Source organism: Mycobacterium sp. H4Y (assembly GCF_000364405.1).
In the GTDB taxonomy this organism is placed as follows: Bacteria; Actinomycetota; Actinomycetes; order Mycobacteriales; family Mycobacteriaceae; genus Mycobacterium; species Mycobacterium intracellulare.
This window is the reverse complement of sequence record NZ_AKIG01000003.1, coordinates 734,817-758,906: the sequence shown is the minus strand read 5'-3', so window position 1 is coordinate 758,906 and position 24,090 is coordinate 734,817. Positions and strand designations below refer to the sequence as shown.

The 24,090-nt window shown below is 67.0% G+C and carries 24 protein-coding genes; 13 read left to right on the top strand and 11 right to left on the bottom strand.

Going from position 1 to position 24,090, the window contains the following annotated elements:
• The first annotated feature begins 99 nt into the window (after window positions 1-99).
• From W7U_RS24595 to W7U_RS24565, 7 genes are all read left to right on the top strand, one after another.
• Window positions 100-1,146 (top strand): zinc-binding dehydrogenase, encoded by a 1,047-nt coding sequence (locus tag W7U_RS24595; RefSeq protein ID WP_008263888.1) that lies wholly within the window; start codon window positions 100-102, stop codon window positions 1,144-1,146.
• A 53-nt stretch (window positions 1,147-1,199) separates the two neighbouring features.
• Window positions 1,200-2,081 (top strand): DUF427 domain-containing protein, encoded by an 882-nt coding sequence (locus W7U_RS24590; protein ID WP_008263887.1) that lies wholly within the window; start codon window positions 1,200-1,202, stop codon window positions 2,079-2,081.
• Window positions 2,082-2,083: 2 nt separating this feature from the next.
• Entirely contained in the window at window positions 2,084-2,509 is a 426-nt protein-coding gene (locus W7U_RS24585) for a VOC family protein (RefSeq protein ID WP_009951927.1), read from the top strand.
• A gap of 39 nt (window positions 2,510-2,548) precedes the next feature.
• The gene (locus W7U_RS24580; RefSeq protein ID WP_008263885.1) at window positions 2,549-3,112 is read left to right on the top strand and encodes a TMEM175 family protein; all 564 of its coding nucleotides are present in this window, start codon (window positions 2,549-2,551) and stop codon (window positions 3,110-3,112) included.
• A 1-nt stretch (window position 3,113) separates the two neighbouring features.
• Window positions 3,114-3,794: a haloacid dehalogenase type II gene (locus W7U_RS24575; protein ID WP_008263884.1), complete on the top strand. Its 681-nt coding sequence runs from the start codon at window positions 3,114-3,116 to the stop codon at window positions 3,792-3,794.
• A gap of 28 nt (window positions 3,795-3,822) precedes the next feature.
• Window positions 3,823-4,290 (top strand): cupin domain-containing protein, encoded by a 468-nt coding sequence (locus tag W7U_RS24570; RefSeq protein ID WP_008263883.1) that lies wholly within the window; start codon window positions 3,823-3,825, stop codon window positions 4,288-4,290.
• A gap of 98 nt (window positions 4,291-4,388) precedes the next feature.
• Complete coding sequence (locus W7U_RS24565; protein ID WP_008263881.1) at window positions 4,389-4,856, top strand: YbjN domain-containing protein; 468 nt, start codon at window positions 4,389-4,391, stop codon at window positions 4,854-4,856.
• A 12-nt stretch (window positions 4,857-4,868) separates the two neighbouring features.
• On the opposite strand, the gene W7U_RS24560 is transcribed toward W7U_RS24565, so the two are convergent.
• Window positions 4,869-5,954 carry an NAD(P)-dependent oxidoreductase gene (locus tag W7U_RS24560; protein WP_008263879.1) on the bottom strand — a complete coding sequence of 362 codons (1,086 nt, stop codon included), beginning with the start codon at window positions 5,952-5,954 and terminating at the stop codon, window positions 4,869-4,871.
• Between the two features lie 148 nt (window positions 5,955-6,102).
• On the opposite strand from W7U_RS24560, the gene W7U_RS24555 reads away from it, so the two are divergent.
• Window positions 6,103-6,918 carry a lysophospholipid acyltransferase family protein gene (locus W7U_RS24555; RefSeq protein WP_008263878.1) on the top strand — a complete coding sequence of 272 codons (816 nt, stop codon included), beginning with the start codon at window positions 6,103-6,105 and terminating at the stop codon, window positions 6,916-6,918.
• Between the two features lie 81 nt (window positions 6,919-6,999).
• Window positions 7,000-8,415, top strand: a complete 1,416-nt coding sequence (locus W7U_RS24550; protein ID WP_020821564.1) for a wax ester/triacylglycerol synthase family O-acyltransferase — start codon at window positions 7,000-7,002, stop codon at window positions 8,413-8,415.
• Here W7U_RS24550 and purQ read toward each other — a convergent pair.
• The 3 genes from purQ to W7U_RS24535 all read right to left on the bottom strand — a co-directional run bounded on the left by purQ (window position 8,382) and on the right by W7U_RS24535 (window position 10,088).
• The gene (purQ, locus tag W7U_RS24545) at window positions 8,382-9,056 is read right to left on the bottom strand and encodes a phosphoribosylformylglycinamidine synthase subunit PurQ (RefSeq protein WP_008263873.1); all 675 of its coding nucleotides are present in this window, start codon (window positions 9,054-9,056) and stop codon (window positions 8,382-8,384) included. The two genes, W7U_RS24550 and purQ, sit on opposite strands and share 34 nt — an antisense overlap.
• Complete coding sequence (gene purS, locus W7U_RS24540) at window positions 9,053-9,292, bottom strand: phosphoribosylformylglycinamidine synthase subunit PurS (RefSeq protein ID WP_008263864.1); 240 nt, start codon at window positions 9,290-9,292, stop codon at window positions 9,053-9,055. Before purS ends, purQ begins: the two co-directional genes overlap by 4 nt.
• 61 nt (window positions 9,293-9,353) lie before the next feature.
• Window positions 9,354-10,088, bottom strand: coding sequence for an ATPase (locus W7U_RS24535; protein WP_197538621.1), 735 nt, complete (start codon window positions 10,086-10,088; stop codon window positions 9,354-9,356).
• On the opposite strand from W7U_RS24535, the gene W7U_RS24530 reads away from it, so the two are divergent.
• Window positions 10,065-10,703, top strand: coding sequence for an MBL fold metallo-hydrolase (locus tag W7U_RS24530; protein WP_008263860.1), 639 nt, complete (start codon window positions 10,065-10,067; stop codon window positions 10,701-10,703). The two genes, W7U_RS24535 and W7U_RS24530, sit on opposite strands and share 24 nt — an antisense overlap.
• A 9-nt stretch (window positions 10,704-10,712) precedes the next feature.
• On the opposite strand, the gene W7U_RS24525 is transcribed toward W7U_RS24530, so the two are convergent.
• Window positions 10,713-12,380 carry an FAD-binding dehydrogenase gene (locus tag W7U_RS24525; RefSeq protein ID WP_008263858.1) on the bottom strand — a complete coding sequence of 556 codons (1,668 nt, stop codon included), beginning with the start codon at window positions 12,378-12,380 and terminating at the stop codon, window positions 10,713-10,715.
• 47 nt (window positions 12,381-12,427) lie between these two features.
• Window positions 12,428-13,132 (bottom strand): DUF2334 domain-containing protein, encoded by a 705-nt coding sequence (locus tag W7U_RS24520; RefSeq protein WP_008263856.1) that lies wholly within the window; start codon window positions 13,130-13,132, stop codon window positions 12,428-12,430.
• A 159-nt stretch (window positions 13,133-13,291) separates the two neighbouring features.
• On the opposite strand from W7U_RS24520, the gene W7U_RS24515 reads away from it, so the two are divergent.
• Complete coding sequence (locus tag W7U_RS24515; RefSeq protein WP_232518743.1) at window positions 13,292-14,911, top strand: DHA2 family efflux MFS transporter permease subunit; 1,620 nt, start codon at window positions 13,292-13,294, stop codon at window positions 14,909-14,911.
• A gap of 144 nt (window positions 14,912-15,055) precedes the next feature.
• On the top strand, window positions 15,056-16,666 hold the full coding sequence (locus W7U_RS24510; protein WP_008263846.1) for a DHA2 family efflux MFS transporter permease subunit: 1,611 nt from the start codon (window positions 15,056-15,058) through the stop codon (window positions 16,664-16,666).
• Between the two features lie 24 nt (window positions 16,667-16,690).
• Here the strand turns inward: W7U_RS24510 and W7U_RS24505 are convergent, their stop codons facing one another.
• Together W7U_RS24505 and W7U_RS24500 are read right to left on the bottom strand one after the other, a co-directional pair.
• Window positions 16,691-18,829, bottom strand: coding sequence for a S9 family peptidase (locus W7U_RS24505; protein ID WP_008263845.1), 2,139 nt, complete (start codon window positions 18,827-18,829; stop codon window positions 16,691-16,693).
• Window positions 18,826-19,716, bottom strand: coding sequence for a phosphoribosylaminoimidazolesuccinocarboxamide synthase (locus W7U_RS24500; RefSeq protein ID WP_008263844.1), 891 nt, complete (start codon window positions 19,714-19,716; stop codon window positions 18,826-18,828). Before W7U_RS24500 ends, W7U_RS24505 begins: the two co-directional genes overlap by 4 nt.
• A 51-nt stretch (window positions 19,717-19,767) precedes the next feature.
• On the opposite strand from W7U_RS24500, the gene W7U_RS24495 reads away from it, so the two are divergent.
• The gene (locus W7U_RS24495; protein ID WP_008263843.1) at window positions 19,768-20,388 is read left to right on the top strand and encodes a hypothetical protein; all 621 of its coding nucleotides are present in this window, start codon (window positions 19,768-19,770) and stop codon (window positions 20,386-20,388) included.
• Here W7U_RS24495 and W7U_RS24490 read toward each other — a convergent pair.
• The 3 genes from W7U_RS24490 to purB are packed head-to-tail and all read right to left on the bottom strand — an operon-like array spanning window position 20,353 to window position 24,034.
• Window positions 20,353-21,375, bottom strand: a complete 1,023-nt coding sequence (locus tag W7U_RS24490) for a tellurite resistance/C4-dicarboxylate transporter family protein (RefSeq protein ID WP_008263842.1) — start codon at window positions 21,373-21,375, stop codon at window positions 20,353-20,355. The genes W7U_RS24495 and W7U_RS24490 overlap by 36 nt on opposite strands.
• Window positions 21,372-22,619 (bottom strand): cytochrome P450, encoded by a 1,248-nt coding sequence (locus W7U_RS24485; RefSeq protein WP_008263839.1) that lies wholly within the window; start codon window positions 22,617-22,619, stop codon window positions 21,372-21,374. The genes W7U_RS24490 and W7U_RS24485 overlap by 4 nt, the downstream gene beginning before the upstream one ends.
• The gene (purB, locus tag W7U_RS24480; protein ID WP_008263837.1) at window positions 22,616-24,034 is read right to left on the bottom strand and encodes an adenylosuccinate lyase; all 1,419 of its coding nucleotides are present in this window, start codon (window positions 24,032-24,034) and stop codon (window positions 22,616-22,618) included. The genes W7U_RS24485 and purB overlap by 4 nt, the downstream gene beginning before the upstream one ends.
• Between the last annotated feature and the right edge of the window lie 56 nt (window positions 24,035-24,090).

Sequence of the window (24,090 nt, the reverse complement as noted above, 5' to 3'; positions counted from 1 at the left end):
TGGCGGAAAGGTTCGAACATAATACTGGGTCAGTTGGCCCATTATTGTGCGGCAGGCACCGGCGTCTCGCGCTGCCAACGATGTCGAAAGAGGCAGTCCATGTCCGTCACGGATTCACCAGAGCTGCCCACCGCACCGGCCGTCGTGCGCGAGCGCCCCGGCGGGGAAACCATGCGGGCGATCATCCTGAAGGGATTCGGCGGGCTGGACAACCTGGTTTACGACGACCTCCCCAAGCCGCTGCCGAAAGACGGCGAAGTCGTCATCGCGGTGAAGGGCTTCGGGATCAACCACGCCGAGATGCACATGCGTCGGGGCGAGTGGGCCGAGGCCGCGGAGGTGAGCGGCATCGAATGCGTCGGCATCGTGGACTCGTGCCCGGGCGGTGAGTTCCCGGTCGGCGCCAAGGTGGCCGCGCTGATGGGTGGCCTCGGCCGAACCATCAACGGCAGCTATGCGCAATACACGCGCGTGCGCGCGGCCAACGTCGCCCTCATCGATTCCGAGCTGTCGTGGGCGGCGTTGGCGGCATTGCCCGAAACGTTCGCGGTGGCCTGGACATGCCTCTTCCGCAATCTGGATCTCAAGGCCGGGCAGACACTGGTGTTACGCGGGGCCACGTCGTCCCTGGGGCAGGCCGCACTCAAGATGGCGGTAGCCGCCGGCGCACGAGTCATCGCGACCGCGCGCAGCAGGGCTCGCTTCGCGATGCTCGAGCAATTGGGAGCGTCGCGAATCGAGCTGGAGCGGCGCGACTTGGCAGGCCACCTTCCCGAGAGCGGCCGGATTGACGCCGTCCTCGATCTCGTCGGCAACAGCACCATCCTCGACTCCCTGGACATGCTGCGCCGCGGCGGGACGGCCTGCCTGGCCGGTTGGCTGGGCGGGCTGGAGCCCATCGGGGATTTCAACCCGCTGTTGCGGATGGCATCCGGTGTGAACTGGAACTTCTTCGGCAGCTTCGTGTTCGGCACGCCGGGCTTCCCGCTGTCCGACGTACCGCTGGGGGACATCGCCGGACAGGTCGCCGACGGCGCGATCGAGGCGAAACCGTCTCGGGTCTTCTCCTTCGACCAGATTCATGAGGCGCACCGGCTGATGGAGGCCGGGGAGGCCGGCGGCAAGATGGTCGTCGTGCTGGAGTGACCTGTTGTCAAACACCATGGCACGCAGGGGATTCGGGAAAGGAAGGTGTCCACATGGGACTGGCATGGCAGCAAGGCCCGCTGGCAACCGGGTCGATCGGGCACTTCCTCACCGAGCAGCCGATGCCGTCGCGGCTGCTCTTTGCCGAACCGTTGCGCCGCCGGATGCGGGTGCGCTTCGCGGAACGGTGGATCGCCGACAGCGAGGACGTGCTTCTGTTACACGAGCCCGGCCGCTACCCGGTGGCCTACTTTCCGTCAGGGGATATCGAAGCGGGAACGTTGACCGCCGAGGATCGGGTGACGCAGCACCGCGACCTCGGCGACACGCAGTGGTTCACCGTCAAGGCACCGGGGCGCGAGGCCGCCCACAGCGCCTGGGAACATACCGGTCTGCCCGCGCATGCGACTGTCCTGCAGGGCCGGGTGGCTTTTGCGTGGCGCGCCATGGATGCCTTCTATGAAGAAGAGGAACGGATCGTCGGGCACGCCGCGGACGCTTACCACCGCATCGACATCCGTTCCACGGCACGGCATCTCGTCGTCCGCGATGGAGAGCGCGTGATCGCCGAGACTCGCCGACCCGTGGCCCTGTATGAATCCGGCTTCGCGCCCAGATGGTACGTCGAGCGCGACGATATCGACGAGTCGGCCCTCAAACCCGTTGCTATCCAAACCTTTTGCCCCTACAAAGGAATCTGCTCGTACTATGACATCGGCGGCCACCAGCACGCGGCGTGGTCTTACGTCGATGCGTGGACCGAAGTGTCGCGCGTCCGCAACCTGGTGTCCTTCGAACCGGACAAAATCGATGTGTACCTCGACGGCAAGCAACTTCGGCTGGAACCAGGCCAAACCGTCATCCCGCACGGTGTCGACCGCGGGTTGGACACCGACGAGGTCTTAGGAAAGAATCCGGTAGGGGGCACGTCATGAGGATGTCCATCGAAGTCGTCATCCTGCCCGTCGCCGATCCCGACCGGTCACTACGGTTCTACCGCGACCAGGTCGGCTTCGCCCTCGATGTCGATTACGCGCCCGCGCCCGGGTTCCGGGTCATCCAATTGACGCCCGAGGGATCGCACGCCTCAATCCAATTCGGCGTGGGATTGACCGACGCGCCGGCCGGCTCGGTGCGGGGCCTATACCTCGTGGTCCCGGACATCGAGGCCTGCCGCGCCGAGTTGATCGGTCGCGGCGTAACCGTCGGCGAGATCCGCCACAAGGACACCGACGGCGGCTGGAGAGGGGGGTTCCTCCCGGGTACCGACCCCGATCGCGGTGACTACGCGAGCTTCGCCGACTTCCGCGATCCCGACGGGAACGCCTGGGTCTTGCAGGAACGAAACCACCAGCGGGGTTGAGGAGGCGTCGTGGCCGCGCGGAAAACGAGTCCAGACCGGGTGGGCGCATTCTCAGACGGAGTCTTCGCGGTCCTCATCACGATCCTCGTCCTCGAGCTCAAGCCGCCGAAGTCCTACACCTTCAACGCGTTATTACCGGAATGGCCCACCGGACTGAGCTATGTGGTCAGCTACGTGTTCATCGCCATCGTCTGGGTGAACCACCACCACCTGTTCGGCTACGCGCAAGTGGCGACGCCACGATTGGTGTGGTCGAACTTTGCGCACTTGTTCTCGGTGTCGCTGATTCCGATCACCACCGAGTGGATCGCCGACAGCAGGCTGGCCGCCGCACCGGTGGTTCTGTATGCCTCGGTGTTCGTGCTCGTCAACATCACCTACTTGGCGCTGTGCCAGGAAGTGGTCGATCGTCCCGCCCACGAGGACCTCACCCAGCGAGTGCGCCGACTGCTACGCATGCGGTCGTTCATCACGATCGGCGTGTTCGCGGCGGCGGCAGTCGTCGCATTGTGGTGGCCGGCCGTCGGAATGGTATTGATTTGCGTGTGTCTGGCGGGGTATCTGCGGCCGGATGTGCCCAACGTTAAAAAGGTCGAGCCCTAGCATGACGACACCCTCCGTCCTCGTTTTCGATGTCAACGAGACGCTGATCGACATCGAGTCCCTCGCACCGCTTTTCGCGGACTTGTTCGGCGACGAACGCGTGCTGCGCGAGTGGTTCGGTCAGCTCATTCAGTACTCGATGACCATCACACTGGCCGGCAAGTACGTGCCGTTCCCCGTTCTCGCTCAGGCGGTGCTGCGCATGCTGGGTGACGTCCACCGGGTGGACGTCACCGATGACCACCTCGATCGCCTGACGACCGGGTTGCTCACCATGCCGGCATACCCCGATGCCGCCGAGGGTCTCGCCACCTTGCGCGACAACGGTTTTCGGTTGGTAACCCTGACGAACTCCCCACCCAACCCGGACGGCCAGACGGCGCTACAGAATTCGGGGCTGGCCGGCTTTTTCGAGCGCCAACTGAGCGTCGATGCCCGCCGCGCCTTCAAACCGTCTCCCGCCGTCTATCGGTACGTGTGCGACGAGCTCCGTGTGACACCCGGTGATTGCATGATGGTGGCCGCACACGTGTGGGACACCCTCGGCGCACAGAGCGTCGGGTTCAGTGGGGCTCTGATCACCCGGCGCGGCAACGCGCCGTTACCGGTCCGCGGCCTACCGCAGCCGAACATCGTCGCCGGCAACCTTCGCGAGCTGGCCGAGCGCCTCGGGTCTCGCTGAGCGCCGAGAGCACGGCGATAATTGACCCATGGCCACCTCCGACGGATTCCATCCCGACTTCGAAGACACGGCAGCGCCGATCGCCCGCAACCAAGTGCGCCACATCAAGGCGTCCGACATCAGCTCGGACACCGCGCAGTCGGAGGGCCTGCGGCGCTTCGCCGCGCTTTCCGGCGCGTCGGTCGGAGCGGAGAAGCTCTGGATGGGTGAGACGCACGCGTCGCCGAAATCCGCCTCGGACAACCATCACCACGGTGACTCGGAGACCGCGATCTATGTGCGAAGCGGCCACCCGGAGTTCGTGTTTCACGACGGCACCCAAGAGGTCCGTATTGCCACCGAACCCGGCGACTACGTCTTCATTCCGCCGTATCTTCCGCACCGGGAGGAAAACCCGGACCCCGACACCGCGGCCGAGGTCGTGATCGCCCGCAGCACCCAGGAAGCGATCGTGATCAATCTCCCCGCCCTGTATCCGCTCGACGGGCCCCGATAAACGGGCAGCGGGCCACTCAGCGAATTCTCAACAGATTCTTCGCTGCCACATCGCTTGGCTGCCAGCGTCCGCAAAGTCGCCGGCGACACCATACGTCTATGACGAACGAGCAGATGTGCGCGAACCTTGTCGAACGCTATTTGCGCACCCGCGGACGGCAATACTTTCGCGGGCACCGCGATGGCGAATACTTCTTCGTCACCGGCGCTCCGCGACGGCTGCACGTTCATTTCGAGATCTCGCCCGCGCACGACGACGTGTTGATCATCCGGGTCACTCCCGGGTGCTACTTTCCGGCCGCCGACCGCCCCTGGCTGACGCACTTCGCCGACACGTGGAACCGTCAGGACCGCCACGTCACCGCGATCGTGCACGGCTCGTGCGATCCGCAGCGCATCGGCGTGGTGGCCCGCAAGTCGCAATGGATCCGAAGCAAAGTCTCCTTCGCCGAATTCGCGTCCCTCGTCGACCTGACGATCGCGGACGCCACCGAGCTCTTCGAGGAGCTGGACCCCGCCGCCGGCCTGCCGTCCGCCGAGCGGTCCTTGCTGCGTCACGCCGGCTGACGCCCGCCCGGTCTAGGGGCCGCTCGCGGCACCCGGGGCATCGGGGCGCGGCTCACCCAGCTTCGCCCGGATGGCGCCCCACGGATCGGCGTAGCGTCCGGGCGTATCCCGGTAGGCCGCACGGCTTTTGAGAAACCGCCGCGCCAGCGGCGAGATCAACCGCATCGGGTAGCGCCGCCACCCCGCCGTCGCGCGCATCTCGTCGAGCATGTCCGGCCACGAATGGTGCTGGAATTGCAGGACTTGTTGGGAGCGAGCGGTATCCATCCAGTCGGTGACGAACCAGTCGTCGTCGCTGTCGGGATCACCCGGACGTCCCCCGGGCAGGACGTCGTCGACGAGACCCCGGGCGGCGGCCAGCGCCTTGCCGACCTCGCCCTGCCGAATCCGGTGCGACTCGTCGCCGGCGATCAGCAGGGTCTCACCGACGACGTCGGCCGTGGTCGCCGCGGCGAACGCACGGGCGACGTCGCGCACATCGACGGTGTGGATGCGCCCGTCCGTCGGCAGGGCGCTCTCGAAGAACAGTGCGTCAACGCTGAACGGCATGGCCTCCGGGTCGACGCTTATCACCCCGCCCAGGCGCAAGATCACCCATTCGAGGTTCGAGGACCGGATGTGCTGTTCCGCTTCGGCTTTGTGCGCGCCGTAGAGATCAGCCGGGTTCATCGGGGAATCGGCGCGCAACAGCTCGGCGTTGCGGTGCGGGTTACGCGCCCCGTACACGGCGTTGCTCGACGCCTGGATGAACCGCACCGGGTGCGGCCGGGCCTGCGCGGCGCGCAGCAGCGTGAGGGTCGCGTCGACGTTGACGCGGCGCCCGAGGGCGGGGCTGCGGTAGATCGCCGGCGGGATCACCGCGGCCAGGTGGACGATGGCGGTGGGTGAGGTCGCGGCGAGCAGGCGGTCGACATGGCCCGGGTCGGTCAGATCGGCCCAGTGCGCCTCGACGCCGTCGGGCAGCGTCCTCGCCGCCTTGCGCTGGGTGGGGGTGCCCAGATCCGTCGCGACCACGCGGTGGCCGTCGGCGACCAGCCGGCGCACCGTTTGTGAGCCGACGAGCCCGAAACCCCCGGTGACAAGAACCTTCTCGGACATGATCCCCCAGCGCCGGGTTTGCCCCCAGCAAACGAATATGACATTCTCCAAATTCGAAAGTACCATATGTCATCCATGGCCTGAGGTTTGAGACCGGCGTCACACCGGCAACCAATAGCAAATGGCACGATCACGACAGCGGGGAGCCATGAAGGGCAGCGGTGCGGGCGCGGCGGACAATCACGAGACCGCCAAATGGGATCCGGTCTTCACCGAACGGGTCGCCAACGCGCTCGGGCCGGCCATCAAACGGTATTACCGGGCCGAGGTGCGAAACATCGACAACGTCCCGTCGTCCGGTGGGGCGCTGGTGGTCTCCAACCACTCCGGCGGCATGCTGACACCGGACGTGTTGATCTTTTCCCCGGCCTTCTACGAAAGGTTCGGCTACGACCGCCCGGTCTACACGCTCGGCCATTACGGGATCTTCATGGGGCCCTTGGACGGCTGGCTGCGCCGCCTCGGGGTGATCGAGGCCAGCCGCGAAAACGCCTCCGCCGCCCTGCATTCGGGCGCGGTGGTGCTGGTGTTTCCCGGCGGCGACTACGACTCGTACCGCCCGACGTTCAGCGCCAACACCATCGACTTCAACGGGCGCACCGGCTACGTGCGAACGGCGATCGAAGCCGGCGTGCCGATCGTGCCGACCGTGTCGATCGGCGCCCAGGAGACCCAGCTGTTTTTGACCCGGGGCAACTGGCTGGCCCGCAAGCTGGGGCTAACGAAGGCCCGCATGGACATCCTGCCGGTCAGCGTCGGGTTCCCGTTCGGGCTCAGCGTGATCTTCCCGCCCAACCTGCCGCTGCCGGCAAAGGTCGTCACCGAGGTGCTCGAGCCGATCGACGTCACCGCGCGCTTCGGTGAGGACCCCGATGTCGACGAGGTCGACGCCCATGTCCGCGCCGTCATGGAGGACGCGCTGAAGCGGTTGGCCGAGCAGCGCCGGTTTCCGATTCTCGGCTGAGGATGCCGCCAATCCGCGCCGCCGGCCGGCGCCCTACGGCATAGTTGTTGGCCTGGTCGCGTCGGCAGGGCGAGGTGACGTGTGAAAAGACTCAACGGCATGGACGCCATGCTGCTCTACAGCGAGACGCCCAACCTGCACACGCACACGCTGAAGGTGGCGATCATCGACCCGGCCGACTGCGACGGCGAGTTCGGGTTCGACGGTTTCCGCCGCCACGTGCGGCGGCGGCTTCACCTGCTGGAACCGTTGCGCTACAAGCTCGTTGACATCCCGTGGCACCTGCATCACCCGATGTGGCAGGAAAACTGTGAGGTCGACCTGGACTATCACCTCCGTCGCGTCCGGGTGCCCGCGCCGGGCGGGCGGCGAGAGCTCGATCGGGTCATCGGCGAGGTGGCGTCCACCCCCCTGGACCGCACCCGGCCCCTGTGGGAGTTTCACTTCGCCGAGGGACTGGCCGACGGCCGGTTCGCCTTGATCGGCAAGGTGCACCACGCGTTGGCCGACGGTGTCGCGTCGGTCAACCTCCTGGCGCGCGCGATGGATCTGCGGGACGGGCTCACCGACGAGCGCGACAACGACGAAGCCGGTGTCACGGTTTCCGATGCCGACCTGCTGCGCGCCGCCGCGCGCGACCACGTCCGGCAACTCGCGCAACTGCCACGGCTGCTCAAAGACGCGGCCGTGGGGCTGATGCGGGTGCGGCGTCGCTCCCGCGAGCGCGGCGACCACCCCGACCTCGCCGATGCTTTTGACGCGCCCCCGACGTTCCTCAACCATGTGGTCTCACCCCGGCGATGGTTCGCGAGCACGTCGTTGCCGCTGCCGCAGGCCAAGGCGACGGCAAAAGCGTTGGGCATCACCATGACCGATCTGGTGCTGGCGACGGCGGCCGGCGGGCTGCGAACGCTCTTGCTGGCCTACGACGGCGCGGCCGACCGCCCGATCATCGCGTCGGTGCCGACCGCCACCGACAAGTCGGACCGGATCACCGGCAACGAGATCAGCGGGCTGATGATTTCGCTGCCGGTGCATGTCGACGACCCGATCGAACGGGCCCGGCTGATCTCGGTGGCCACCCGGATCGCCAAGGAAGACCACGAGATCCTCGGCCCGCAGCTGTACGGGAAGATGATGGCCTACCTGCCGACCGCCTTCGCCCCGGCGGCATTTCGCTGGCTGGGTCTGCGCGAGGTGCCCAACAAGCTGATGAACGTCGCCGTATCCAGCGTGGTCGGACCGCGCGAACGCGGCCACTTCGGCGGCGCGGCCGTCAGCGAGATCTATTCCACGGGTGTGCTCTCGCCGGGCGCCCCGGTCAACATCACCGTGTGGAGCTACGTCGACCGGCTCGGCGTCGCCGTGCTGACCGACGATCAGACGTTCGACGACCCGCATGAGGCGACGGACGCCATCAGCGCGGCCTTCGACGAATTATGCTGTGCCGCAGGCATTTCCGATCAGCCGGCGAGGACCCCGTCCAGCACCGAGTAGAACAGGCCCAAGCCGTCGTCGGAGGGCCCGGTCAGCGCCTCGATGGCATGCTCGGGATGCGGCATCAGGCCCACCACGCGGCCGTCGGCGGAGCTGACGCCGGCGATGTCATGTTGCGAACCGTTGGCGTTCTCGTGGTACCGGAACACCACCCGCCCCTCGCCCTCGAGCTCCTCGAGCACCTCGGCGGGCGCCACGTAGCGGCCCTCGCCGGACTTCAGCGGCACCAGCAGATCGGCGTCCGGTTCGAAACGCGACGTCCACGCCGTCGACGTCGACGCCACCCGCAGCCACACGTCGCGGCAGATGAAATGCAAACCCACGTTGCGGGTCAGGGCACCGGGCAGCAGGCCGGCCTCGCAGAGCACCTGAAAACCGTTGCAGATACCCAAGACCGGCATCCCGCGCCGCGCGGCGTCCACCACTTCGGTCATCACCGGGGCGAACCTGGCGATCGCCCCCGCCCGCAGGTAGTCACCGTAGGAGAAGCCGCCCGGAACCACCACGGCGTCGACGCTTTTCAAATCGGCGTCGGCGTGCCACAGGTTGACCGGCTCCGCGCCGACGCGGCGCGCCGCCCGGGCGGCGTCCACGTCGTCGAGCGTGCCGGGAAACGTGATGATCCCGATGCGTGCGGTCACGTCGTCTCCCGGCTGATCGTCCAGTCCTCGATCACGGTGTTCGCCAACAGCGATTCGGCGATCTCGGCCAGCGCCGAGTCGTCCACGCTGTCGTCCACTTCGAGCTCAAACCTCTTGCCCTGCCGGACATCTGATATCCCCGGGTGACCGAGGCGGCCCAGCGCGCCGACGATCGCCTGACCCTGCGGGTCCAGGATCTCCGCTTTGGGCATCACGCTCACGATCACCCGGGCCACCGGCGCTCCTCCTCAGTTGGCGTTTCGCCGCCAACTCTACCGGCGAAACCGCAGCTCGCCCTCACGGGCACGAGGCAATGTAGGCCTCGCACAGCGGCGCGCCCATGGCGCCCAGCACCGGGTCGTCGGCCATCGCCGGCCAGGGCGTCTGCGGCGGGGACGTCGACCAGAGCGTGACCTCGCTGACCGTGCTGCTGGCCGGGTGGGCGAAAAGGTAGGTGTGCATCACCACCGGGCCGCTGATCACGGCGGCCATGCGGTTGGTGTCGTCGCTGGTCAACGACGGCGATTGCTGCGGCGCACGCTGCTGGCAACTCCGCAACGCGGCGACGGCGCTACGGAACGCCTCGGCCGCGATCTCACCACCGCGGGCCGTATCACCGCGCCAATGCAGGATCTGGGCCTGCAACTGCCACTGACCGTCCGGATGCTGCACCGTCAAGCGGGCGGAGACCGCCGAGTCGCGGGGGTCCCGAGCGGTGGCCGGCGTGGCGCACAGCTCCTCGAACCGAAACCGGGGGCCGGGCGCCGAGCCCGTCGTCTGGACCGCCCGACCGGCGAGCGCGGGCCAGTGGTACACCGCGTCCAGCGGCACGGCACGCTGATCGATCCACGCGGTGTTGGGGATCCGGTCGCACATGGCGGGGCAGGTCTCGGGCTCGCCGTGCGCAGGGATGACGACGACCAGCGCGACCGCGAGGCCGCCGGCGACCAGCATCGTGGCCAGGATCACGCGCAGCGGCAGCTTGTCCATCAAGGCACAATCGTAGATATGCAACTGACGCATTTCGGTCATTCGTGCCTACTCGCCGAGTTCGACCAGACACGCGTGCTGTTTGATCCCGGTACCTTCGCCCACGGTTTCGAGGGAATCACCGGCTTAACCGCCATCTTGATCACTCATCAGCACCCCGACCACGTCGACGGGAAACGGTTGCCGGCACTGCTCGAGGGTAACCCGGACGTCGCGTTGTATGCCGACCCACAGACCACCGCGCAACTCGGCGCGCCCTGCCGCGAGGTACACGTCGGCGACGAGCTGCAGATCGGTGAGCTGACCGTGCGGGCCTCGGGGGGCAAGCACGCCGTCATCCACCCGGAAATCCCTGTGATCGAGAACATTTCGTTTCTCATCGGCGACGGCGAGCATCCCGCCCGGTTGATGCATCCCGGCGACGCGCTGTTCGTGCCCGACGAGCCGGTGGACGTTTTGGCCACCCCGGCGGCGGCCCCGTGGATGAAGGTTTCGGAAGCGGTCGATTACCTTCGCGCGGTGGCACCAGCGCGCGCCGTCCCCATCCACCAGGGGATCATCGCCCCCGATGCGCGTGGCATCTACTACGGCCGGCTCACCGAGATGACCAGCACCGACTTCCAGGTGCTGCCCGAAGAGGACGCCGTCACCTTCTAGCGCGAGCAGCTAGGTGATGTCGTCGGCGGCGCCGCGGCCGGCGGCGCGGCCCGAGAAGATGCATCCACCCAGGAATGTGCCCTCCAGCGCGCGGTAGCCGTGCACGCCCCCGCCGCCGAAGCCGGCCGCCTCGCCGGCGGCGTACAGCCCGCTCAGCGGAGTGCCGTCGGAGGTCAACACCCGTGCGGCAAGATCGGTTTCGATGCCGCCCAGCGTCTTTCGCGTCAAGATGTGCAGCTTGACCGCGATCATCGGCCCGGCCTTCGGATCGGTCAACCGGTGCGGCGCCACGACCCGGCCCAGCCGGTCGCCCAGATAGCCGCGGGCCGCACGGATCGCGGTGATCTGGCCGTCCTTGCTGAACCTGTTGGCGACCTCCCGGTCCCGCGCGGTGACCTCGGCCTCCACCGTGGCGTAGTCCAGCGGTTGCACGTCGGGCAGCTTGTTCATCGCGGACACCAGGTCGCGCAACGAATCCGCACTGACGAAGTCCACGCCCCGATCGACGAACGCCTGCACGGGCCCCGGCGGTCCGGAGCGTGCCCGGTTCCGCAGCAGCTCGCGCACGCTCTGCCCGGTCAGATCGGGATTCTGTTCCTGCCCGGAAAGCGCGAATTCCTTCTCAATGATCTTGGCGTTCAACACAAACCACGTGTAGTCGAACCCGGATCGGGTGATGTACTCGAGCGTGCCAAGTGTGTCGAAACCGGGATACAGGGGAACCGGCAACCGCTTGCCGTTCGCATCCAGCCACAGCGACGACGGGCCCGGGATGATGCGAATTCCGTGCAGCGGCCAGATCGGGTCGTAGTTGGTGATGCCCTCGGTGTAGTGCCACATCCGGTCCGGGTTGATCACGCGCGCGCCGGCCTTCTGCGTGATGCCGATCATCCGGCCGTCGACGTGTGCCGGCACGCCGCTGAGCAATTGCTCGGGCACGCGGCCCATCCGCTTCGGCCAATTCTTGCGCACCAGCTCGTGGTTCCCCCCGATGCCACCACTCGTCACGATCACCGCAGCGGTGCGGAACTCGAACTCCCCGACGGCCTTTCGTGACGAGGCGACGCCGCGCGGCGCGGTTGAGGACTCCAGCACCGTCCCCCGGACGCCCGTCACCGCGTCATTCTCGACGATCAACTGGTCGACCTGATGGCGGTGCGCGAAGCGCACCGTGGAGCGGTCGCGCAATTGACGGGCGAAGATCTCGACCAGCGCGGGCCCGGTGCCCCAGGTGATGTGGAAGCGCGGAACCGAATTGCCGTGCCCCTGCGCGTCATACCCGCCGCGCTCGGCCCACCCCACCAACGGGAAAAGCTTGAGCCCGCGGGCGCGCAGCCAGCTGCGCTTCTCCCCCGCGGCGAAATCGACGTAGGCATGGGCCCATTGGCGCGGCCAGTAGTCCTCGGGCCGGTCGAACGCCGCCGTACCCAGCCAGTCCTGCAGCGCGAGCTCGTGGCTGTCGCGAATGCCCAACCGGCGCTGCTCGGGGCTGTCGACGAAGAACAGACCGCCGAAGGACCAGAACGCCTGCCCGCCCAGGTTGGCGCTGTTCTCCTGGTCGATGATCAGCACCCGCAGGCCGCGATCCACCAGTTCGCAGGCGGCGACCAGGCCGGACAGCCCCGCCCCGACGACGATGACATCAGCGCCGAACCCGCCAACCGAAGAAACGCTCATGTCGGTCCAGGGTAGTGCCCCGGACAGCAGGTCAGGCGGTCGATTCGTCAGGCGGCGTCGAGCAAGGCCTTGTCACGACGCCAGCGATACACCGTCGGTGTGCAGTCGTGCATCAACGCCAGGTCGACCGCGTCCAGCATCGCCTGCAACGGTCCGGGTTTGCGGAGATGCCGCGCGGCGACCGCCACCCGCACGATGCCGCCGCGCCGCGCGATCCGCTCGGCGGACAGCACGACCGTGCGACACCACCACGGCTCGGCGAGAACACCCTCGCCGATGCCGAGAACCCGCGCCCGCACGGTGGTGTGCCGCACCAGGTCGGTGATCCCATGCAGATCGGCCAGCATCCGAAAACCGTTGCCCGGCAATGCTTTGACGACACCGGGCGAGACCACGCAGCCGGGAGCCGCGAACAGCCGCGTGCGCAACCCGAGGTGCTCGAGGACCCGGTCGGCGGCCATCAAGCGCAGATTGGCCTCATGCGCCCGCAAAATCGCGAACTCACCGCGCCGCTTCCTGGTGAGGGCATCGTCGTAGCCGTGCAACACGATCGCGTCGCCACCGGCGCGGCGGGCGGTCAGCCAGTCAACGGTTTTCGGGTCGCTGTCGAGTCGGTAGCCGCCGGACAGGCGGGGAGCCACCAACAGCGACACCGGTACCTCACGGGCATCCATTTGCGCGCAGAACGCCTCGACGTCGGGCAGGGTGCGTTCCCCGATCCCCGAGACCGAAACGATCAATTTTCCAGACACACCAGCAGTTTGCCGACCGCAAGTGTCGGAACGGTGAAGGACACGCAGACAGCAGGCGTATATGCACTCACCCAAAAGCGATAACTGGGTTCGGCGACCGGAGTTTCAGGGGCGGTCCAGCAAACGGCCACCGGCGCCGGCGGACACGATCTGTTCGATATGCTAAGCAACGCCATGGACGAGGCCTCCTACGCAGCGGCCGGAGCGCCGCTGCCCCATGCCCCCGCGGGGCAGCCGGGCGCCGACACACGGGAGTATCCCGACAAGTTGGACGCCGAGCTGTTGCGGATCTCCGGCGTGTGCATCTTGGCCACGGTCATGGCGATCCTGGATGTCACGGTGGTCAGCGTCGCGCAACGCACCTTCATCGACCAGTTCGCGTCCTCGCAGGCGGTCGTGGCCTGGACGATGACGGGCTACACGCTCGCCCTGGCGACAGTGATCCCGATAACCGGATGGGCCGCCGACCGGTTCGGCACCAAGCGGCTCTTCATAGGCTCCGTGCTGGCCTTCATGCTCGGATCACTGCTGTGCGCGATTGCCGCAAACATCTTGCAGCTCATCATCTTTCGGGTGGTTCAGGGTGTCGGCGGCGGCATGCTGCTGCCGTTGGGGTTCATGATCTTGACCCGTGAGGCCGGCCCCGCCCGGCTCGGGCGCCTGATGTCGATCCTGAGCATCCCGATGCTGCTCGCCCCGATCGGCGGCCCGATCCTGGGCGGCTGGCTGATCGACACCTCGAGCTGGCGATGGATCTTCCTGATCAACGTGCCGATCGGACTGCTCACCATTGTTCTCGCGGCGATCGTGTTCCCCCGCGACCATCCGGTCCGGTCGGAAACGTTCGACGCCGTCGGCGTGCTGCTGCTCTCCCCCGGCCTGGCCATGTTCCTGTTCGCAGTGTCGTCCGTCCCGGGCCGCGGCACCGTGGCCGACCGCCATGTGGTGATCCCGGCGACGATCGGGCTGGCATTGATCGCGGGGTTCGTCGCGCACGCCTGGCACCGGGCGGATCATCCGTTGATCGATCTGCGGCTCTTCCGCAATCCGGTGCTGACCCACGCCAATGTGACGATGCTGGTCTTCGCGACCGCCTTTTTCGGCGCCGGCCTGCTGCTTCCGAGCTACTTCCAGCAGGTGCTGCACCAAACGCCGATGCAGGCGGGCGTGCACCTGATCCCGCAGGGGCTCGGCGCCATGCTGACCATGCGGCTGACCGGGCCGCTGGTGGACAGGCAAGGGCCGGGCAAAATCGTGCTGGTCGGGATTGTGCTGATCACGGCCGGGCTGGGGGCCTTCGCGTTCGGGGTGGCCAAGCAGGCGCACTATCTACCTGTGCTGCTGGTGGCGCTGGCGGTCACGGGCCTGGGCATGGGCTGCACGATGATGCCGTTGTCGGTCGCCGCCGTGCAGGCGCTGGCACCGCATCAAATCGCCCGGGGAACCACCTTGATGAGCGTCAACCACCAGGTGGGCGGCTCGATGGGGACCGCGCTGATGTCGATGATCCTGACCAATCAGTTCAATCGGAGCCAAAATATCGTCGCGGCAAACAAGGTTGCTGCCCTGCATCAGCGTGCGACCGTCGACGGGGTGCCGGTGGACCAATCCGCAATCCCCCGGCAGGCCCTTGTCCCGGGTTTTTGGGGGAATGTGGTGCATGATCTTTCCCACGCGTATACCGCAGTATTCGTGATTGCCGTCGTGCTGGTGGTTTGCACGATCATTCCGGCGTCCTTTTTGCCGAAAAAGCCGGCAAGCGAAACTGCCGGCGAATAACGCATTCGCGCCCTCTCGCCCGCGAAAAGCCGATTTTTTCGCTTTAAACTGCCGTCCGCGCCGCCTCTGCACGGCAGGAATTACACGCGTGGGAATAGCGGCGAATACGAGTAAAAACGCCTCAGCACGGCTAGCCGGGTGGATATGCTCAGCGGCGCCATGGAGAACACCCGTTCCGCATCTTTCACCGTTCCGTTGCCCATCGAGCCGGGTCCGTCGCGGCACCCAGACGAGTACCCGGACAAGCTCGACGCAGCGCTGTTCCGGATCGCCGGAGTCTGCGGCCTGGCCTGCATCATGGCCGTCCTGGACAGCACCGTCGTCGCCGTCGCGCAACGCACCTTCATCGATCAGTTCGGGTCCACTCAGGCGGTCGTCTCGTGGACCATCGCCGGCTACATGCTCGCGTTTGCGACCGTGATCCCGATCACCGGATGGGCGGCGGATCGGTTCGGCACCAAGCGGCTTTTCATGGGTTCGGTCCTGATCTTCACGCTGGGGTCGCTGCTGTGCGCGGTGGCACCAAACATCTTGCTGCTGATTTTGTTCCGGGTGGTGCAAGGGGTGGGCGGCGGCATGCTGCTGCCGCTCAGCTTCGTCATCTTGACGCGTGAGGCCGGGCCCAAACGGGTCGGCCGCCTCATGGCGGTGGGGGGAATCCCGATCCTCCTCGGCCCCATCGGCGGGCCCATCCTGGGGGGTTGGCTGATCGGTGCGTATGGCTGGAAGTGGATCTTCCTGATCAACCTGCCGATCGGGCTGACCGCGTTCGCGCTGGCCGCGATCATGTTCGCGAAGGATCGCTCGGCCCCCTCGGAGGCCCTCGACATCACCGGCGCGCTGTTGCTCTCCCCCGGGGTGGCGATCTTCCTGTGCGGGGTGTGCTCCATCCCCGGTCGGCACACGATCACCGACCCTTACGTGCTGGGGCCGGCGCTGCTCGGCCTGGCATTGATCGGCGCGTTCATCGTGCATGCGTGGCATCGCACCGATCACCCCCTGATCGACCTGCGGCTGTTCCGCAACCCCGTGGTCACCGAGGTCAACGTGACGATGCTGGTGTTCGGGGCCGCCTCAGTCGGCGTAGGCCTGCTGATCCCGAGCTACTTCCAGATCGTCAGCCACGAGACGCCGATGCAGTCCGGGCTGCACATGCTGCCGATCGGAATCGGGGCCGTATTGACCATGCCGATCGGCGGGGCCTTCATGGACAAGCACGGTCCCGGCAACATCGTGTTGATCGGACTGCCCCTGATGGCAGCGGGTCTGGGCGTGTTCACCTACGGCGTCGCCACGCAGGCCGAGTACTCGCCGGTCTTGGTGTTCGGGCTCGCGATCATGGGCCTGGGTGCCGGCTTGACCACCACGCCGCTTTCCGCGGCGCTCATGCAGGCGCTTACCCCGCGTCAGGTGGCCCGCGGGACGACGTTGATCAGCGTGAATCAGCAAGTGGGCGGGTCGATCGGGGCCGCGCTCATGGCGGTGATCCTGACCAATCAGTTCAATCGCAACGAAGCCCTGATGGCGGCGAACGAGATGGCCGGGGTGCGCCCGCCCGCCGGCAAGCGAAGCGTTGACCCGTCGGCCCTTCCCGGGCAGACGATGACGCCCGATCTGGCCAGCCACGTGTCGCACCACCTGGCGCACGCCTATACGACGGTGTTCGTGCTGGCGGTCGTGCTGGTGGCGTTCACCGTCGTCCCGGCATCCTTCCTGCCCAGGAAGCTGGCGACCCCGCCCGTCGGCGACGACTAGCGCCGGGCCCGGCTGATCCTCGAGCTAGCCGTCCCGGCCGCCGCCATAACGGTCGCCATCGGCGGTGGCCAGCAGCCACGCATACTGGAACGCGGCTTCCTCCCAACCCTTGTAGCGACCGCTGACGCCGCCATGCCCGGCATTCATCTGAGTCTTCAGCAGGACCGGGCTGCCGTTCGCGTTGACGTGTCGCAGGGCCGCGACCCATTTTGCGGGTTCCACGTAGTAGACCCGCGTGTCGTTGAGCGACGTCATCGCCAGGATCGCCGGATAGGGCTTTGCCTCGACGTTCTCATACGGGGAATAGGACTTCATGTAGGAGTAGACGTCCATGTCCGCCAACGGGTTTCCCCATTCGTCCCACTCGGTGACGGTCAGCGGCAAGGAGGGATCCAAAATCGTGGTCAGCGGGTCGACGAACGGTACCTGCGCGAGGATGCCGGCAAAGAGTTCCGGCGCCAGGTTGGCCACCGCTCCCATCAACAGTCCGCCGGCACTGCCCCCCAACGCCACCAGCCGGCGCGGGCGGGTTACTCCGGAATCCACCAAATGCCTTGCCACCGCGACGAAGTCGGTGAAGGTGTTCTTCTTCTCCAAGAGCTTGCCGTGCTCATACCACAGCCGGCCCATCTCGCCGCCGCCGCGGACGTGGGCGATCGCGAACACCATTCCCCGATCCAACAGCGACAACCGGGCGATGGAGAAACTCGGATCGGTGCAGATCTCGTAGGCTCCGTAGCCGTAAACCAGCGCGGGCGCTGGGAATTCGATTCCTGAGCGGTGCACGACCGAGACCGGGATCCGGGCGCCGTCCTCGGCGACCGCCCAGTCGCGCCGTTCGACGTAATCGTCCGGGCGATAATCGCCGAGTACGGGTTGCTCGCGCAGCAGGGTGCGTTCGCCGGTGACGAAGTCGATGTCGTAGACCCGTGCCGGAATGACCAGAGACCCCGCCCGGATCCGCAGCTTGGGCGCGCCCCAATTCGGGTTGCCGGCCAGGCCGGCCGACATCAGTTCGGAATCGAACGAAACCTCTTCGGGCTCCGCGTATGTGCCGTCGGAGTTGACGCGCCACAGCGCGAGCCGCGGCAGCGCCTCACGCCGGTAGCTGACCACGAGATGGCCGGCGAAGGCGTCCACCCCGTCGAGTCGGACATCGTCGCGGTGCGGGATCAGCGTGCGCTGCTGGGTGGGATCGCTGACCGGCGCCTCGGTCAGCGTGAAGTTGACCGCGTCGTCGTTATGCAGGATCAAGAACCGGTCCTGCCCGCCTACCACCGCATGTTCGACCGAATATTCGACGCCTTCGCGGCGCGGCAGCACGACGGTGAACTGCGCCTGCGGATCCGCGGCGTCGGCGTAGCGGAATTCGGAGGTGATCGAGGAACCGGAGGCGATGAAGACGTAGGCCTCACTTCGGGTGAGTCCCACGCCGAGCCAAAACTTCTCGTCGGCTTCGTGGTACACCAGCTCCGATTCCGCACCGGAGCCCACCCGATACCGCCACACCTTGTCGGGGCGATGGGCCGCGTCCAGGGTGAGGTAGTACACGGTGCGGTTGTCGGCGGCCCAGGTCGCACCCGCGCCGATGTCGGCGATCTCGTCCGGATACAGCTCGCCGGTGCGTAAATCCTTGAACCGCAACGTATAGCGTTCATCGCCGAGGGTGTCGACGGAGTACGCCAGCAGGTTTCCGTCGAGACTGACGGTTGCGGCGCCCAGGGAGAAGAATTCGTGGCCCTCGGCTTCGACGTTCGAATCGAGCAAGATTTGTTCGCCGGGAATTTCGGTGTTCTCGTCCAGCGTCGGCGGGTTCCAGTCGTCGGGATCACTTACCGGGCAACGGCACTGGACGCGATACTGCTTGCCTTCGAACGTGCGGGCGTAGTACCACCACTGGCCCTGCCGCGTCGGTACCGACAGGTCGGTTTCCTTGGTACGCGCCTTGATCTCGTCGAAGATCTGTTGCCGCAGCGGCTCGAGGTGGGCGGTCATCTGGTCGACGTAGCTGTTTTCCGCCTCGAGGTAGGCGATCACGTCGGGGTTCGTCTTCTCGCGCAGCCACTCATAGGGGTCGATGAAGACGTCACCGTGGTGCTCGCGCCGGCTGTCCACCCGCTTGGCGACGGGCGGCACGGGACCGGCAAGGTGCGACTCGCTCATGCGGCGGGGCCGATCCAGTCGCCGAAGCTCAGGCCGGAAATGCGTTCGTAGGCCTCGATATAGCGGCCGCGAGTCGCCTCGATGATGCCGTCCGGCAGCGGCGGCGGGGGTAGCGTGCCGTGGCGGTCCCACCCGGAGTCGGGGCTGGTGAGCCAGTTGCGGACGAACTGTTTGTCGAAACTGTTCTGGACCACGCCGACCTGGTACTCGTCGGCCGGCCAGTACCGTGACGAATCCGGGGTGAAGATCTCGTCGGCCAGCAGCAGGTTGCCGTCGCGATCGGTGCCGAACTCAAACTTGGTGTCCGCGATGATGATTCCTTTCCTCAGCGCATGGTCGGCGGCCTGAACGTAGATCTGTAACGTGCGGTCGCGCAGCTGGTTGGCGAGCACCCCGCCCACCATCTCGATCACGCGGGCGAACGAGACGTTCTCGTCGTGGTCCCCCAACGCGGCCTTGGTCGCCGGGGTGAACAGCGGTTCGGCGAACCGGCTGGCTTCGACCAGTCCCGGGGGCAAGGTGATGCCGCAGACCTTGCCGGTCGCCTGGTAGTCCAGGAGCCCCGAGCCGGTCAGGTAACCACGCGCGACGCATTCGACCGGAAGCATCTCCAGCCGCCGCACCACTAGGGCCCGGCCCAGCACCTCGTCGGGGATGCGCGAGTCATCCGGCGGCCCGGCCAAATGATTGGGGGCGTCCACGAGACCGAAGAAGAAGACGCTCATCGCCGTCAGGATGCGGCCCTTGTCCGGGATGGTGCTGTCCAGGACGAAGTCGTACGCCGAGATGCGGTCGGTGGCGACCAGTAGGAGGTGTTCGTCGTCGACGCGATACAGCTCACGGACCTTGCCGCTGGCCAGATGCTGGTAGTCGGACAGTGCGGGCATCCGGTCAGCCTATCGGGCACCTGACGACGCGGCTTGTGCTGGGATCGGGCTATGACACCGCGGTTTCTGCCCTACTCCACCAGGCCCGGCCGGCTGGCCGCCCAGCTGTTCAGCGACTTCGCCGTCGTCGTGTGGACTGCGCTGTGGCTCCTCGTCGGCCTGGCGGTTTACGACGCCATCGCGACCATCGCCGACGCGGGCCGCCAGGTCGAGAGCGGCGCGGACGGCATCGCCGGCAACCTCGCGTCCGCCGGCCACGGCGCCCAGCACATCCCGGTGGTGGGCGACACGGTCAGCAAGCCGCTCAACTCCGCCAGCCAGGCCGCGCTGGACATCGCGGGTGCGGGCCACGACCTGGACACCGCGGCGAGCTGGCTCGCGGTGCTGCTGGCGATGGCGGTCGTCGCGCTCCCGATCCTCGTCGCGGTAATCCCGTGGTTGTTTCTGCGGGTTCGCTTCTTTCGGCGCAAGCTGACGGTGACCGCGTTGGCCGCAACCCCGGCCGGTGCGCAGTTGCTCGCGCTGCGCGCGTTGACCAACCGCCCACCACGCAAGTTGATGGCCGTCAGCGCGGACCCGGTCGGCGGGTGGCGCCGTGAGGACCCGGTCACCATCGGGGCCCTGGCCGCGCTTGAATTACGCTCGGCGGGTATCGCGATCCGCGGGGCTTAGCAGCAGCGCCCGCGACAACAGGAGCAGCCCCGCGGCGACCACAATCAGCCAGGCCGCCAACGCGTCCCAGAAGAACACCAGCGAGACGGTGAGCAGCGATCGCTGACCGATCTCGATGGCCATGGCGAAGCTGGCCGCCGAATACATGCCCAGTGGGAACACGAACGCCCACCACACGCCGGCAAACCGCAGCATGTTCGGATACCGCCGGATGCGGTGCAGCGCGAAGTAGATGAGCGGCGGTATCCATAGGGTGGCCGTCACCCAGGTCACGATGGTGACCACGCGCACCGGGCCGGCCAGCCAGGCGGGGGCCACGGCGTGGATGTTGTCGCCGGCCAGCGTCGCAATCGCCATGCCGCCCATCAGGATCCAGGTATCCGGTTCGAAGCCGTCGCGGTCCTGTCGTTCATTGACCACGCGCCACAGGGTCAGCCAGGTCATCAGGCCGTAGATGCACAGCGCCGCCACCCACGCGGCCACGGCCACCGCGAGCCACCAGTGATGACCGGTGTGACGGGCCGCCCGGGCGATCACGATCGCCAAACCCGATGTTCCGACGCTGCCCAGCTGCCAGGCGCCGTGGGCGCGGTCGCGCAGCGCGGACCAGCGGTGCGCCAACATGTTTCGCGCGCTGAGCAGGATCAGCACCAGCCACGACGCCAGCCCGACGGCACCGAGCACCCGCGCCACCCACACATTCGACGACAGGCGCGTGTCGATCACCGCGCAGGCGGCGACGAAGGTGATCATCCGCAGCGTGACGTCGGGATCGGTCAGATCCCAGCGCAGCTTGTGTCCGGTGGCGCAACCCTTCGCGACAACGAGGGCAACCAGGAGGACCAGACCCAGGGTGGCGATGACACCCATCGTGTCGCTGATCAACCGGTACCCGTGATTTTTCGCACCGATCGACAAGATGCCGGTTGCCATCACCGCAGCGAACACATCGGGTGAGGGCTCGATATCGGCGAACCGGATCGTCACTGGTCTTCGCGTAGCTCCACGACGAGGTGCCGGATGCCGGTATGCCGGTTGCTGCGGGCCCATTCGACCGGCCGGACCACCTGCACGGCACCGAACCTGGAGAGCAACTCCTCGAACAGCACCCGCAGTTCCAGCCGGGCCAGGTTGGCGCCCAGGCAGTAGTGCACACCCTGACCGAATCCCAGGTGCGGGTTGGGTTTCCGGGCGATATCGAATGTGTCGGCGTGGTCGAACACGCTGGCGTCGCGATTCGCCGAACCCTCCCAGATCTGTATTTTCTGTCCGGCCTCGATCGGCCGGCCGCCCAGCGTGACGTCGCGGGTGGCGGTGCGCCGCTTCGACGGCGAGGGTGAGGTCCACCGCACCATCTCCTCCACGGCGGTGGGCAGCGCACCGAGATCCTCACGCAGGGAACGTAATTGCGACGGATGGTTGGCCAGCGCCAGCAGCCCGCCCGCGACCGCGTTGCGGGTGGTCTCCGCGCCGGCGCTGAACAGCAGGCTGAAGAACAGATACAGCTCGAGGTCGGAGAGGGCCGACGCCTCCGAATCGTCGAGCATCGCGTTCGCCACGACCGACAACATGTCATCGGTCGGGTTCTCACGCTTGGACGCGATCAATTGCCGGCCGTAGTCATACATGCGCGATCCGGCCTCTTCCACCGACAGCTGCGAGAGCGACGCTTTGCGCGAACCCCCGAAATCGAACTGCGGCTCGATCGCCTCGAACAGCCAATGCCGTTCGGATTCAGGGACTCCCAGCAGGATGCAGATCATCTGCATCGGTAGCTCGGCGGCGATGTCGACCAGGAAGTCGAACGGCTCGCCCGGCACCACGGCGTCGAGCAGCCGGCGCGCCCTGGCCCGCAGATCGTCTTCCACCAAACGGATCATCCGCGGCGTCAGCCCGGAGCTGACCAGTCGCCGGATTTGCGAATGCCGCGGGTCGTCCATCATGTTGAGCACCTGCCCGGCGATCGCCAGGTCCTGTAACAGCGTGCCGCCGTAGGGCCGTCCGCCCCCGGTGACCGACGAGTACGTCACCGGGTCCTTGAGAACCTCAAGCGTTTCCGCGTAGGTGGCGACCGACCAGAAGCCCTCGTTGTCCGGGGTGTTGTCGGTCGGTGGGTGCCAGTACACCGGCGCCTCGCGGCGATGGATGGCGAACAGGTCGTGCGGAAATCCGTTGGCGAAGTTGTCGAGATCGGTGAAATCGATCTCCGCGAGTGCGCCGGCCAGGGTCACAGGATCGCACCCGGGGCGTACTTCGCGGCATCCGGGTAGCGGCTCACCAGCGCGTCCACCAGGGCCGCCACCTCGTCCACCTGGTCACCGGCCGCGCCCGTGAACGCCTTCTTGTCCGCCAGCACGGCGTCCAGGGCCGCCCGGTCCAACGGCAGCCGGTCGTCGGCGGCCAGCCGATCCAGCAGATCGGGCTCGGCCCCGCGTTCCCGCATGGCCAGCGCCGTCGCGACCGCGTGTTCGCGGATCACGTGATGCGCGGCCTCGCGGCCCATGCCGGCGCGCACCGCGGCGATCAACACCTTGGTGGTGGCCAAAAACGGCAGGTAGCGGTCCAGTTCGCGAGCGATCACCGCCGGATAGGCGCCGAACTCGTCGAGCACCGTCAGGAAGGTCTCGATCTGCCCGTCGATGGCAAAAAAGCTGTCCGGCAATGCCACTCGGCGCACCACCGAGCAGAAGACGTCGCCCTCGTTCCACTGCGCACCCGCCAGCTCGGCGGCCATCGACGCGTATCCGCGCAGCACCACCTGCAGGCCGTTGACCCGTTCGCAGCTGCGGGTGTTCATCTTGTGCGGCATCGCCGACGAGCCGACCTGGCCCGGCGCGAATCCCTCGGTGACCAGCTCGTGGCCGGCCATCAGCCGAATGGTGTGCGCCATCGACGACGCCCCCGCGCCCAGCTGCACCAGCGCCGAAATCACGTCGTGGTCCAGCGATCTCGGATACACCTGCCCGACGCTGGTCAAAACCGTTGCGAAACCCAAGAATTGGGCGATGCGCCGCTCGAGTTCGGCGAGCTTGGCCGCGTCGCCGTCCAGCAGGTCGAGCATGTCCTGCGACGTGCCCATCGGTCCCTTGATGCCGCGCAGCGGATACCGGTCGATCAACTCGCGCAGCCTGGTCAACGCGATCAGCGTCTCCTGGGCCGCCGAGGCGAATCGCTTGCCGAGCGTGGTGGCCTGGGCGGCGACATTGTGGCTGCGTCCGGCCATCACCAGGTCGCGATAGGCGACGGCCCGCTCGGCGAGCCGCGCCGCGACCGCCACCCCGTGCGCGAAGACGAGCTCCAGCGACCGCCGGATCTGCAGCTGCTCCACGTTCTCGGTCAGGTCGCGGCTGGTCATGCCTTTGTGCACATGCTCGTGACCGGCCAGCGCGTTGAATTCCTCGATGCGGGCCTTGACGTCGTGGCGCAGGACCCGTTCACGGTCCGCGATCGACGACAGGTCGACGTCCTCGAGCACCCGCTCGTAGTCGGCGATCGCCTGTGGGGGCACGGCGACGCCCAGCTCCGCCTGCGCGCGCAGCACCGCGAGCCACAGCCGACGCTCCGCGACGATCTTGGCCTCCGGCGACCAGATCGCGACCATCTCGGCGCTGGCGTACCGGGTGGCCAGCACATTCGGAATGCTCACTTGGTCCTCACGAACACACAGCTTACGGTCGTCGCGCCCGGGTCTTCTCATCACCG